Here is a 12,590-nt window from a genome sequence, read left to right as displayed (position 1 = left end):
AAGCGATGTCAAAGGCTATGCGCGACAGGCAGTAAAGCTCTGCTCGTTAATGAAGCGACTGGTCGTGATTGCCTCATCAGTAAAAATCGGCCATCAACGGTTCGCTTTGGGTCATGAGCTGACATTGGAAAGCGCTATGGCGACAACCGCTTTGCACCCCTAAGCAAACATCCGCGGCTTCGTCATTGACGGCTGCTAAGTGCCAGAAGCGGACATGCAGCGTATCTGAGCTCACTTCTGCTAGCCAATACCTGTTACTGCAACTAGACCCGAAGCCACTGGCCCGTGGCAAAAGATGCAGCAGTTTCTCGTGCCCAAGCGGATGATAAGAAGCAAAGTAGGGCTAAGAACTTTCATCGTGATCTACGTCAATTCTTTAAGTCGCGCCCGCGTTACAGTCCTGTTCGCCGCAGTCAACTTATGAAAGTTGCTATGACCGGTTTCAGCGTGATTGCATTGTTCCTCCTTGGAGGTTTTGGGATCTTCTACGGCTTGAGCAGTATATCCGCTCCAGCGTACGCAGCCGCACTGTCTGCTGTGGCTTGGGCTGCGCTATGCGTATGGATTTGGGTTGCTACGCAAGAGTCTGACGACCATTGATTGCCTGGCCGCAATCAATAGCGTCTGAAGTCCTGCAGCGCCTCCAATAGCGCCGCGTAGAAAGCCTTCATATCGATCACTTTTGGTCCGGCCCTATGCGAGTGTGCGGGGTCGGCAGGTGCCGTAGTATTGAGATGGCACCAGGTCTCCAAGCATGAGCGTGTGGCGACTATGAACGCTCTGGCCAGTTTTTGAGATAGTCGTCGTCTGGATGGCGCCGGTCTCTAAGTGCTCAGTAAACGTTACACCGTGACTTCCCGGCCACGTGAGAACATCGGACATCCCCATGTTGCCAAATGTTACGGTCTCTCGCTCGATGGTGTCAGTTGTGAACCGGAGCTCGAAGTTTTTAACCTCCTCGCAGCGTTGCTCCTCACCAAAGCAGACTTTGGTGTACGTGCAATGCCACTCGACTGCTGCGGCTGCTGCCGACGGACTGCCCAGCAACATCGCAAAACTCACCATCGCTATCCGCATTGACCCCGCTCCGCTGCATCACGCATCAATGGCCCTTGGCAACTGTGACCTCATTGCCAGAGCATCACCGCGCAGTGGTGCTCACGTCCATCTGTCTTTGCCTTGAGCCGGATCAAGGCCCCAGATTACGCTTCGTTCAGAATCAAAACTTAAGCCGCCACATAAGACTGACGGACGACCGGCGGAGGGGCTATCCTTAACGCTTGAAAGCCACGCCGAACCATAGCACCGCCGAGACCGTCTTCACTGCCCGCGGCTTGTCGAAGGTATACATCGTGGGCGAGCTTGAGGTGCGTGCGCTGCACCATGTCGATCTCGACATCTACGGGGGCGAGTTCATCGTGCTACTCGGACCGTCGGGGTCTGGCAAGTCAACATTGCTCAACATCCTCGGCGGTCTCGATTCTCCGACCACCGGTAAGGCCAATTGGCGCGATCATGATCTCGTGGCCTCCGACGAGGCGCAGCTAACGCAATACCGGCGCGAACATGTTGGCTTCGTCTTCCAGTTCTTCAATCTGATCCCCAGCCTCACCGCACTGGAGAATGTTGTACTCGTCAGCGAGATCGCCAATAACCCTCTCGACCCGCGCGAGGCGCTAGATCTTGTCGGCCTTTCCGACCGACTGGATCACTTCCCTTCGCAGCTGTCGGGCGGTGAGCAGCAGCGGGTCGCAGTGGCTCGCGCCATCGTCAAAGCGCCTGACGTTCTCCTCTGCGATGAGCCGACCGGCGCACTTGATTACGACACGGGACGCCTCGTTCTGTCGGCCATCGCGCGTGCCAATGCCGAGCTCGGCACGACGACGGTTGTCATCACCCATAACAGCGCGATCGCCGCCATGGCGGATCGCGTCCTGCACTTAGCCGGTGGGAGCATCGCGCGCATCGCGCGTAACTCCCACCGCCTTACGGCCGAGGAGATCCGCTGGTGAGCCCGCTCGATACCAAGCTCGCCCGCGAGCTAATCTCCATGCGGGGGCAAGTGCTGACCATCGCCCTCGTGGTGGGCGCAGGCATCGCGGTGTTCGTCGCGGCGATCTCCACCTTCTACTCGCTGGAAGCAGCGCAGAACCGCTTCTATGACAAGTCACGCTTTCCCCACATCTTCGTCACCGTGAAGCGCGCGCCGCTGTCCATCGTGGCGCAGCTTGAGGCAATCCCGGGCGTGGCCACGATCGAGCCGCGTATCGTTAAGGAGGTGATCGTCGATTGGCCCGGCTCGCGACTCCCGGTCTCCGCACGCATGATCTCGCTCAGCGATAAGCACGGTGCGCTGTCGCGACTCCATCTTCGCAAGGGTTCGGCGCCGACCCCGGGCTCCACGGACGAGGTTGCCATCGGGGAAGCGTTCGCTGAGGCGAACAATGTCGAGCTCGGCAGCACCTTGCGCGCCATTCTCAACGGACGCCTAGAGGAATTCCGCATTACCGGCATCGGGCTCTCACCTGAGTATGTCCAGACCTTGCGGCCGGGCCTCCACATTCCCGACGACAGATTTTTTGCCGTGGCCTGGATTGACCGCGAAGGGGCGGAAGGCGCGTTCGACATGGAGGGTGCGTTCAACGATGCGGTTATCCGGCTCGCACCCGGCGCCGACGCGTCTCGCGTGATCGAGGACCTCGATCGACTGCTGGAGCCCTACGGCTCGGTTGGTGCCATCGAGCGGCACGATCAGCCCTCGCACCGCTTCGTGGAAGATGAGCTCAACCAGCAAAAGGCCATGTCAATCACAGTGCCGTTCATATTCTTCGGGGTTGCAGCCTTCCTCTTGAACATCGCGCTCAGCCGTCTTGTGTTGGCGCAGCGCGAGCAAATCGCGACTTTGAAGGCACTCGGCTACCCGACGCTGCCGTTGGGTCTGCACTATTTCAAGCTGGTCATCGTCATCGTCACCATTGGCTCGGTTCTCGGCCTAGTGGGCGGATATTTGTTCGGTCATGCCATGATCTTGAGTTATCGAACCTTCTTTCGCTTTCCGGCACTCAGCTTTGAGATCACCGGCTGGTCAGTGGTCGTCGGCATTGCTATCAGCCTCACCGCGGCATCGCTCGGCATCTTCACGGCGATGCGCAGCGTCGTCGCGTTAAAGCCGGCCGTGGCAATGCGGCCGGAGGCACCGATCAGTTTCCGGCGCGGAGTGCTCGACTTTTTAGCGCCCAATGGGTCTCCGCGCGCCAAGATGATTCTCCGTCATATCGGTGGCCGACCACTGCAAACCGCTCTCACCACGTTAGGCATCGCCTTTGCCGTGCCGATGGTAGTGCTCGGGCTCTTCTGGCGTGATTCCGTTCACCACATGATGGACGTCCAGTTCAATCTGATCGAACGTGGCAATGCGGTCGTGACTTTTCCGCAGCCGGTCGACGCCGACATCATCCGCGATCTGAAACGCGAACGTGGGATCATGAAGGTGGAGGGGCAGCGTTACGTGCCTGTGCGCTTACGCGCCGGGCAGCGGACTTATCTCACCGCAATCATTGGCTTGCAGGAGGGCGGCAAGTTACGGGTGCCGCGCGATCTTGATCTGCGTCCGATCGAGCCAGCGCCGGACGGCATCACGCTGTCCGAACGCCTCGCTCAGCGCCTCGGCGTCGCCTTGGGCGATGAAATCACGGTTGAGGTGATGGAAGGTGAACGCCGCAAAGTCGATGTCCCGGTAACGTCCATCGTCAAAGAGATGCTCGGCATGTCGTCTTATATGGAGATCGGCGCCCTGAACAACCTCACCGGCGAAGGCGACGTGGTTTCAGCAGCGGCGCTCTACATCGAACCGTCCGCCATAGGACCCGTCTCCGAGCGGTTCAAGTCGCTGCCTGTCATCGAATCGGCAAGCATGAAGGCGTATTCGATCGCCATGTTCTTCGACAAGATCGCGGGTCTCGTGCTGGTGAGCGGCGCCATCCTGACAGGATTCGCGGTTATCATCGCCGTCGGCGTTGTCTACAACAGCGCCCGCATCCGCTATCAGGAGCGGGCGCGCGAGCTTGCTAGCCTGCGTGTTCTTGGATTCACCCGAGAGGACGTATCCCGCCTCCTGTTCACCGAGTTCATGATCGTAATCGCCATTGGCATTCCCATTGGATCGGTATTGTCTCATTACATTGTGGACCTGATCGCGCATTTCCACTCCAATGAGAGCTTCCTGGTTCCCGCTGTGATCGAGCCGCGTACCCTAGCCTGGGCCGCCCTAATCGTTGTTATGACGGGGCTCGTGAGTACCTATGCTTTGCGGCGGCAGGTCTACGCGCTCGATCTCGTTGCCGTATTGAAGACGAGGGAGTGATGGTAGGTCTTTCTCCAAGCCGCATTGTGAACGCGCTGATTGTTGCCGGTATCGTCGGTGTTGTGATCTGGTCGTTCTGGCCGGCTCCGATCCCGGTCGAGACCGCGACCGTTACGCGTGGCACCTTTGTCGCCACGGTGGACGAAGACGGTAAGACGCGGGTGCGCGAACGCTATATGGTCGCATCGCCCCTTGCCGGACGTACGACTCGCGTGGAGCTCGACGCGGGCGATCATGTGAAGGCCGGTGATGTGATCGCATCTATTCTGCCGTCGCCCGCACCGTTCCTTGATCCGCGCGCGCGCCGGGAAGCTGAGGAGCGGCTCGGTGCTGCCGAGGCGGCGCTCGATCGCGCCAAGTCCGCCGTCGACCGCGCAAACGCCGTGCTGGAGCAGGCAGACCGTGACCTGGAACGCGTTCGCGAGCTCCTGAAACGGGGTGTCTCGACGGTGAAGGCAGTTGAACAGTCCGAGCTTGCTCATCACGTAGCGGACCGCGAGCGCAGTGCCGCGAAGTTTCAGTTTGAAGCGGCTCAGCACGCGGTTGAGCAGGCCAAGGCGCTCCTTGCCCTCTACGACCGGAGTGGTGCCACGCCGCCTGAGTCCTTCGAGGTGACCGCTCCGGTCGCCGGCGAGATCATTCGCGTGCTGCAGGAGAGCGCAACGATCGTCAAGCCAGGAACGCCACTGGTCGAGATTGGCGACTGCTGCGATCTGGAGATCGTCGTCGACGTGCTCAGCACCGAGGCGGTCGAGATCGACAAAGGCGATCGCGTCGTGATCGAACATTGGGGCGGCCCGAAGCCTCTTGAGGGCCGCGTGCGCGTGGTGGAGCCCGGTGCCTTCACCAAGATCTCCACGCTCGGCGTCGAGGAGCAGCGGGCGAACGTCATCATCGATATCGTCTCCCCGCACAAAGAATGGTTGGATCTCGGCGATGCCTATCAGATCGACGCTCGCATAGAGGTCCTTACGATCAACGACACGCTGATCGTGCCGTCGGGCGCCCTGTTCAGGCAGGGCACGGCTTGGCACACGTACGTGATCAGTGACGGCCGCGCTGCGCTTCGCTCCGTCGAGGTCCAGCGCCGCTCGGGCGGCTTGGCCGCGCTCAGTGCGGGGCTGCAGCCGGGGGAACAGGTCATCGTCTATCCAAGCGACAGCATCGCACCGGGCGTGCGGGTCGTGCCCCGGTCATAGTTACCTAGCGGTAGGTCTTCCTGCTGCGGCGACAGCGACGTCCGCTTTTGGTCAGAAAGCCGACATGCTCGGCCTCGGCATTCAGGTCTTGCCCTTTTTTCAGCAGCAGACATACGCCGATCCATCAGTCAGCAGCCGCGTAGCCGAAGATCTTGCCCAGTCCCCTTTTTTGGCCTCAGTAGTCAAGCCAACGGCCTTCTGCCATGCAGAAAAGCCACCCTCCGGGTGCCGCGCATTCGTAGGCCCAGCCTGCACACTCAACCGAGCCGAGCAGCACTTCGGCGCTCCACTCATTGCGCCTCATCCTTCTTGAGCCCACCTCTGATCCAGACAACAGCAAATCCGCCAAGCCAAACGGCAAATAGCGGTAACAACGCGAGCGCAAAGAGCGTGAAGCGCAGATCCGATAGTTCTCCTGCATAGTCCCCTGACGTAGCCATGGCGCGTGTTAGTTCATTCCGCTTCTCGCAATTGTCAACCAGGTGGGGTTCACTGTATTGGGAGCAATCCTGATAACTCTCAGCCTGTATTTCGGCCTCGATTTCCGCGACTTGGCTGTCGGCCCAGTACCAAGCTCCGGCTATCCAGATGACTGACGCAAGGATGCCGCGACTAATCCATCCGCTCATGTGGTTAGCCTTCTCTGTGGAGCGCGGCAAAGACGCCGCAGACACGAAGGTAAAAGGGCCCGGCCTGCTTACTCAGTACCCAAGCAGGACCGAGCCCGCCGAGAGCACAGGCGTTGACGGCCATTGTGGAGGGAGCAGCAACGCCCAGCTCGGCTTCGCAATTAGGCCGCCAAGGGCCGTGTTGTCGCTTTGACGCGGATCAATGGAGTTCGGCAAAAAGAAAGTGTCGGCGCGAGTACACCAAACCTTAGGGAGATTGCGTAGCTAAGCCTAGCTTACGAAAGCCGGAAAGGTACAGCCTGGGAGAGCTGCTGAGAATAGCTCAGGGTCTGGCTGTTTGGACCAGTTCGAATCCCAGATAAGCAGGATTCATCGGGCAACGAGGCCGGCAATTTGCTCGTGCAGACTGAAAGGCATATAGAAGCGCTAAACCCAATTCCACGCGATGAATTTGCGCTCGAACTGAGCGACGAGCAGAGTAACAACATCGATAGTGCGGATAACGACAATCGCGGCTAGCTTGAGCGACAAGGTTTGTCGATCCGCAATGGGCGCCTAGCCGTACTCGAAGGCTAGCCTGCTCAGTCGCGACACGGAGCTCGGTTGAGGTCGAGAACAGGACATGCGCGCGGGCTCGCGTCCCATTCTCAAGCGAACGACGCTTCAACACACCTGGCCGAATGACTTGATTGAGGTCATTATTTATGGGCGAGCCGCCGCATAAGCTCGGTCCAGTCCCGGCATCTTGTAGCTTGCGCCCGCGAACTCCAGTTAAGCGCTGATGGAGAAGAACCAGCGAACTTTGCGGTCAACGATCTCCGAAGCCGCTGCGCCCGCCCATGCGCGGGTTTTGCTTGCGGCTCTGTTGGTGGTCGTATTTGTTCTGCTGCAGCTGTGGCCGGTCGCAGCGCCTGCACCAAATGACTCAGCAGGTTGGCGCGATGATGGTCGTCTCCATGTGTTCGTTCACCCCGACTGTCGCCACTGTCACGAGGCACAGGTTTTCCTACGAACGCAGCCGGCGTTGGACTTTGCTGTCCATGATGTCTCAACGCAGGCGGGCTGGAATCTCTACCGCGAAGTTGCGACTGCGCTTGATGCCACAGACGGCGCGCTCCGCGTCCCGCTATTCGTGTTAGGCGATCGGTTCATCTTGGGCTTCGACCAGCCCGAAACGACCGGAGAAGCCCTTATGGCGCTTGTTCAAGCCGAGGGCGATGTAGAAACCGGTATTCCTCTCAAGATTGACCTTCCAGTTTTTGGGGTGATCAATCCGGCAGACTACTCATTGCTCGGTTTGACGGTTGTTATGGGCCTCGCAGATGGCTTCAACCCCTGCGCAATGTGGGTTCTTGTTTATCTCATCTCTCTTATTGCGTCGCTGAAGGACCGCACTAAGATTTGGTGGCTGGTGGGGACCTTTGTCCTCACGTCGGGCATACTCTACTTCCTGCTGATGACAGCCTGGCTCAACATGTTCCTCGTCGTCGGTTACGTGCGGCCCCTAACAGAACTGGTAGCACTTATCGCCATTGGCTTCGGTATCAGTCAGCTTTATGAGCTCGCGTGGACACGTGGCGTGGTCGAATGCGAAGTGGGCGACATAGAACAGCGCCAACGGACAATGGCGCGGATACGTGATGTCGTTGATGCTCCCCTGGGGATTGGGAGCCTGTTCTTGGTGGTCGGCCTTGCATTCGCAGTGAACGCCATCGAGTTTGTCTGTTCGGCGGCGCTGCCGGCGATCTACACGCATGTGCTCGCGCTAAGCGACGTGACGACGTTAGGCTACTACAGTTACATAGCGCTCTATGTTCTGTTTTTCATGTTGGATGATCTGATCATTTTCGGCCTAGCGGCTTTCGCCGCGCAGAGGGTGATCGACTCGCGCTACGCAGCGTTCAGCAGGCTTGCTGGTGGCGTCGTCCTCATTGTTCTGGGTATTTGGATGCTGGCAAAGTAAGCCGTGGCCAATACCACAGAGCGGCATTGGCCCGCCTACCCCCCTGTCTGCATCAGGTCAGAGCGGCCCTTACGCATCGACGTGGGCACGTCCGCTTTCAACCATTAAGCAGATATCCTCAGCCTCGGCCTTGAGGTCGGCTAAGTGCCAAAAGCGGACATGGACCCTTGACTTGGATCAGCCTTGGCAATTTTCCCGACTAGTCGTGGCACGTTAGTCTTACGCATTAGACAAGAAGAAGCCGCTAACTGTTCAGCACCTAATACCAGTAGCGGCGGGCGCGACGTCTCAGGTATCGTCGTGGCACTCGGTAAACATAGTAACCACGTGGACGGTAATCGCTGTAATGCGGAACGTAGCCTCGCCTGTATCGCGGGTAGACATAGCCATAGCCAGGCCCGGGTCCGACATACACGCGGACGCCGCCAGCCGAGGCGGTTTTTGGGGCAAACAACACTAAGAAGAGAGCGACAACGCCTGCAATGAGGACGAATGATTGCTTCATAGCGTTCCTCCCTTGTGAAGCAAGCAACACTTAGCAAGGTATACGGGCTCAGGCTCTGACTCACGTCAATGGTTTGCGGTAGGGTCGAGCCTTAGTCAGAGTAAGCTTCTAGAGCGTCGGCCGGGAATGATTCCTGCTTCTCGTCATTGCCATCGAACCAGGTGCACCAGACCACCAATCCCTCGTTGTCGATAGCAGTGACAGTCATTACGGGACCGCCTGACTTCAAAATAACGGTATCTCCAATATTGAAGTACATACGATAACCTCTGGTCTCCAAGCTCTTGGTGGTGACTTGACGGTAAATCCTACTTCGTTTGCCCACCGTTCGCCATCCGTAGACATGGGCCACGGTGCGGCAGGTGGCATCGACCACCTTGTGACCGCCCGAAATCTGCTCAACTTGCCAAGGTGCCGGGAAACGTCGTGAGGTGATGGGAAGCTCCTCTGGGCTTCCCCCACGCAGGCCGAGCGTGGGAGATAAAGACAAGCCCCGGCGTTTGCCTTCCTTAGACGTCAGAGCTTCTTATTGCGGGCTCCTATGTCCGCTTTGGGTCAGAAGCGGCCCTCATGCCGACCCGCTTAGCAATCTGGGTGAGAACGTTCCAGCGCAGCTAAAATTAGGTTGGTGCGCCGCGAGGCATCCGCCACATGCTAGGCTGAAGGGGGCCTTAGACGATGTCTGCTTTAACCCCAAGGCTCTGAGATTGGACAGTTGCGTTGTCATCGGCCTTTCGGCGATGCTGTCAGACATTAAGGACAGCGTGTTGTGACCTGCTTCGAAAGCTGAGCTATGGCATCCATCGTTGTTGTCGGCTCGATAAATCTCGACATTGTCGCGAACGCTTCGCGGCTGCCGACGCCCGGTGCGAAAGTAACAAACGCTATGTTGATGCGATGTCCCGGCGGCAGCGGAGCCAATCAGGCGTTGGCCGCGCGCCGCCTCGGCGCCAAAGTGGCGCTGATGGGGTGCGTGGGTAGGGATGCAGAAGCAGATGCCGCTCTCGCCCTGTTGCGCGAGGACGGCGTTGACATCTCCGGTGTGAACGCCGTCCCTGATGCGGCGACCGGCGTTGCCCTGATCGCGGTTGCCACGAGCGGAGAGAACCAAATCGTCGTGGCGCCTGGGGCGAACCTGCGCCGTGCGTCTAGGCGCTTTCAACTCCCAGCAGTTGACGCCTTTATTGGTGAGACCTTGGCACCGGGGGACGCTGTGGCACGGGCCGTCACCAGCTTCGAAGGCTTCAAATGCGTCACCTTAGGTACAGCCTCTGAGATCGACGAGTCTGTGCTGCGAGATTCTAACTTGATCGTCGTCAACGAGTCAGAAGCGGCCTGGTACGGTGATCGTTTAGCGTCGCGAGAGGGCTTGGTAGCGAAGACATTCGGCGCATCAGGTGCTGCGTTGTTTCGCAATGGTGTGGAAGTAGCGCGGTCCCAATCACCAGCGGTGAAGGCAATCGATACTACCGGCGCCGGGGATGCATTTACCGCCGCGTTGACTCTGGCGCTCGTTGAGGGACAGTCGCACGCCAAAGCTTTGCGTTTTGCCTGCGCTGCTGGTGCCGCAGCGGCCCAGCGCAGTGGGGCCCAACCGTCGCTTCCGACTCGAGATGAGGTCGAGGGCCTCCTGCACCACGCCTAGTTCCGCTAGGCCTAAATGCATTGCATGGAGACAAGGCGTTAGCTCGCTGAGGATAGATCTTTGACGCTACGGACTGTTGGACGGTTCTTTTTCGTCTGAACTCAAGATGTAGGCCGCCAGGTCATTGAGTTCCTCCCGCCCCATTGGAATGTTAGGCATTGTCGGATGTGTGGCCTCCGTCCGGTCAATGATGGTTGCTGCCGACCTGCCCGACTGCTTGGCGATTTCATCAAATGTTGGAGCCCCACGGACCGGAGAGGTTCCATTGGGAACGATCGCATGACAATTAGCGCAAACCTGTTTGGCGTATTCAAACCCCTCTTGAGGATCACCCATCCCTGGATCGGCCCGAAGGCCGGTTGTGGCTGCGAGCAAGATTACCGAGCTCCATAACGCAAGTTTCATCCCAGCCTCTCTGAGTTCAATAATAGCACTGGAGACTATAGCAGAACCCGTCCATCGCTGGCGTGCTGAGTGCAGTCTGACACCTGACTAGTTGGCCGTGCCGGCAGCACAAGGCTAACCAGTTTCTCCCGGTTTCACGACTCTGCTTGAAATAAATGGTCCAGATCCCCACTTATAAGCAAGTCAACACCCGAAACTGCCCGGGTGCGGTGCTGAACGACCGCGTTGTTTTCCGAGACAATCTCTAGAAACTCAGCATCGATCACGCGGGCGCTGCCCATGCCATGTGGGCGTTTACCGCGTCAGGATGAGCCAGCCGTCGGCCCCGGTCAGCAAAGCGGGACCCACCGCCGCTTATCCGCTTTCAGAAACCAGCTAAGCCGTGCCGCCAATGAACGGCGGGCCAAATCACAATGCTTGATTTCAAAACGACTCAAACAGAGTCTCGCGACGAGGATGCGCGGCCCGACACCGGGCGCAAGTACGAAGCCAAGATCAGAAAATGCCTGATGTGCGGAACACAGTTTCCTAGCGAATGGGCAGGGGAGCGCATTTGCCGCAAATGCAGATCCTCCTCGACATGGCGCCGTGGCTGATCCAGGTGCTTCGGCCTCGAGCGCTGCGATCGCAGCCCGCAAAATACTCAATCCTTGCACAACACCATGAGAGGGAAGCTAGAGAAAATGGCATCACAGAAGTTGCGCCAGCCCAAAAAAGGACCTGTCCGGCCGAGGATAGGAACACCACGATCTCCTGGCCACTCGAAGGGGCATCGCTCAGAGGTCAAACGCACGCGTCCCGACAGTTCTGCGCATCCTAAGGCTAATTTCGATCGCTATCTGGCGCTGGCCCGTGATGCGGCGGCCTCCGGAGATGAAGTCGAATCTGAGTATTATCTACAGCATGCTGATCACTACTTTCGGCTGTTGAAGGCAAAGACGGCCTGAAAATAAGCGTGTTGCACATAGCCATGCCGGGCCATGAATTACTCATTTGGATGAGGCGACGCTGCTAGCGTCTTCCCCTAAAAGGCGGAGATGTCATGGCAGAGAAGTAGAAATGGGTTGGTCTAGTTTTTGCGGTGACCTTCTTGGCAGTGGCGGGCTTCACGATTATCACCCTTGGGGCGTTTCTAGCTCCTAGTAAGGCGTCCGCAGCGGTACCATGCCCATCACTCTCTTGATGGCCTGCGGGTAGCTGACATTCTCCAAGTTATCCAGGCGTAGCCTGTTTCTAGCCTCCAAGACTGCGGACGGGTCCATAGATTCGATGGTGACGGAATGCAGGCTGGCCCCATTGATCCAGACCTCGTCTAGCTCGGTCATGCAACCATTGACAGTGAAAGCGAAGCGGCGCTTGAAAACGGAGGCGACTGCCATCTTTGGTGCCGGCAGAACGACCTCCTCGAGGAGCTGGTCTAGAGCGTAGGTACTGCACCTCAGTGGCGACGGGGCGATACCTAGGCCGGGAAGCACGTCGCCTTCCAGCATCTCCTTCGTCACGGGTAGCTTGTACTGCACTCTCGGCCGCCAACGCTCAAGATCGCCGCGCGTTTCGATGAGTTCTTTGATGTCCAGGAATCCGTCACGGATCTTGATATTGGTATCGTCCTTTGCGGCGGTCGCTATGTAGATTTCTTCGCTTTCCCTAATGCCGTGACAAGCCGAAATTCGGCGCAAGCGCGTATCGACCAATCCGAAATTGCGGGCCCAGCAGCGGAACTCAAAACGTGCGTCGCTCTCGTTCACGGCCTACGCTCCTTGCTGGTTTCGACTTTATCAACCCGGATGAGGCTTGGCTCGCGGTGCTATCCCAAGACTGTCGTTACGCGGCCTCACAAGCATAACGAACATCACAGCGACTCCCCGTTCATTATCGTCT

General features: G+C 58.3%; 12 protein-coding genes. 6 read left to right on the top strand and 6 right to left on the bottom strand.

The genetic code is table 11. From position 1 onward, the window contains the following. Positions 1 to 693: 693 nt before the first annotated feature. Entirely contained in the window at positions 694 to 1,077 is a 384-nt protein-coding gene (locus AC33YF_RS10460) for a hypothetical protein (RefSeq protein ID WP_491777149.1), read from the bottom strand. Positions 1,078 to 1,280: 203 nt separating this feature from the next. Between AC33YF_RS10460 and AC33YF_RS10455 the strand changes: the two genes are divergently transcribed. Genes AC33YF_RS10455 through AC33YF_RS10445 form a run of 3 tightly spaced genes read left to right on the top strand, consistent with a single transcriptional unit; the run spans position 1,281 to position 5,562 of the window. Then, on the top strand, positions 1,281 to 2,012 hold the full coding sequence (locus AC33YF_RS10455; RefSeq protein ID WP_491777148.1) for an ABC transporter ATP-binding protein: 732 nt from the start codon (positions 1,281 to 1,283) through the stop codon (positions 2,010 to 2,012). After that, entirely contained in the window at positions 2,009 to 4,363 is a 2,355-nt protein-coding gene (locus AC33YF_RS10450; protein ID WP_491777147.1) for an ABC transporter permease, read from the top strand. Before AC33YF_RS10455 ends, AC33YF_RS10450 begins: the two co-directional genes overlap by 4 nt. Further along, positions 4,363 to 5,562, top strand: a complete 1,200-nt coding sequence (locus tag AC33YF_RS10445) for an efflux RND transporter periplasmic adaptor subunit (RefSeq protein WP_491777146.1) — start codon at positions 4,363 to 4,365, stop codon at positions 5,560 to 5,562. The genes AC33YF_RS10450 and AC33YF_RS10445 overlap by 1 nt, the downstream gene beginning before the upstream one ends. Positions 5,563 to 5,852: 290 nt before the next feature. Here AC33YF_RS10445 and AC33YF_RS10440 read toward each other — a convergent pair whose 3' ends face one another. Beyond that, positions 5,853 to 6,191 (bottom strand): hypothetical protein, encoded by a 339-nt coding sequence (locus AC33YF_RS10440; protein WP_491777145.1) that lies wholly within the window; start codon positions 6,189 to 6,191, stop codon positions 5,853 to 5,855. A gap of 781 nt (positions 6,192 to 6,972) precedes the next feature. On the opposite strand from AC33YF_RS10440, the gene AC33YF_RS10435 reads away from it, so the two are divergent. Continuing rightward, complete coding sequence (locus AC33YF_RS10435) at positions 6,973 to 8,154, top strand: glutaredoxin family protein (RefSeq protein ID WP_491777144.1); 1,182 nt, start codon at positions 6,973 to 6,975, stop codon at positions 8,152 to 8,154. A gap of 259 nt (positions 8,155 to 8,413) precedes the next feature. On the opposite strand, the gene AC33YF_RS10430 is transcribed toward AC33YF_RS10435, so the two are convergent. Together AC33YF_RS10430 and AC33YF_RS10425 are read right to left on the bottom strand one after the other, a co-directional pair. Further along, positions 8,414 to 8,659 carry a hypothetical protein gene (locus tag AC33YF_RS10430; RefSeq protein WP_491777143.1) on the bottom strand — a complete coding sequence of 82 codons (246 nt, stop codon included), beginning with the start codon at positions 8,657 to 8,659 and terminating at the stop codon, positions 8,414 to 8,416. A gap of 91 nt (positions 8,660 to 8,750) precedes the next feature. Beyond that, complete coding sequence (locus AC33YF_RS10425) at positions 8,751 to 9,149, bottom strand: YodC family protein (RefSeq protein ID WP_491777142.1); 399 nt, start codon at positions 9,147 to 9,149, stop codon at positions 8,751 to 8,753. Between the two features lie 303 nt (positions 9,150 to 9,452). Here AC33YF_RS10425 and AC33YF_RS10420 point away from each other — a divergent pair, with 303 nt between their 5' ends. Beyond that, complete coding sequence (locus AC33YF_RS10420) at positions 9,453 to 10,304, top strand: PfkB family carbohydrate kinase (RefSeq protein ID WP_491777141.1); 852 nt, start codon at positions 9,453 to 9,455, stop codon at positions 10,302 to 10,304. A gap of 66 nt (positions 10,305 to 10,370) precedes the next feature. Here AC33YF_RS10420 and AC33YF_RS10415 read toward each other — a convergent pair whose 3' ends face one another. Then, positions 10,371 to 10,709 carry a c-type cytochrome gene (locus tag AC33YF_RS10415; protein WP_491777140.1) on the bottom strand — a complete coding sequence of 113 codons (339 nt, stop codon included), beginning with the start codon at positions 10,707 to 10,709 and terminating at the stop codon, positions 10,371 to 10,373. 662 nt (positions 10,710 to 11,371) lie between these two features. Between AC33YF_RS10415 and AC33YF_RS10410 the strand changes: the two genes are divergently transcribed. Further along, positions 11,372 to 11,656, top strand: coding sequence for a DUF4167 domain-containing protein (locus AC33YF_RS10410; protein WP_491777150.1), 285 nt, complete (start codon positions 11,372 to 11,374; stop codon positions 11,654 to 11,656). 192 nt (positions 11,657 to 11,848) lie between these two features. Here the strand turns inward: AC33YF_RS10410 and AC33YF_RS10405 are convergent, their stop codons facing one another. Further along, positions 11,849 to 12,457 carry a hypothetical protein gene (locus tag AC33YF_RS10405; RefSeq protein ID WP_491777139.1) on the bottom strand — a complete coding sequence of 203 codons (609 nt, stop codon included), beginning with the start codon at positions 12,455 to 12,457 and terminating at the stop codon, positions 11,849 to 11,851. Between the last annotated feature and the right edge of the window lie 133 nt (positions 12,458 to 12,590).

The sequence above is a fragment of the Methyloceanibacter sp. genome, assembly GCF_058506495.1.
The sequence above is the reverse complement of the archived record's forward strand: the minus strand, read 5'-3'. Positions and strand labels throughout refer to the sequence as shown.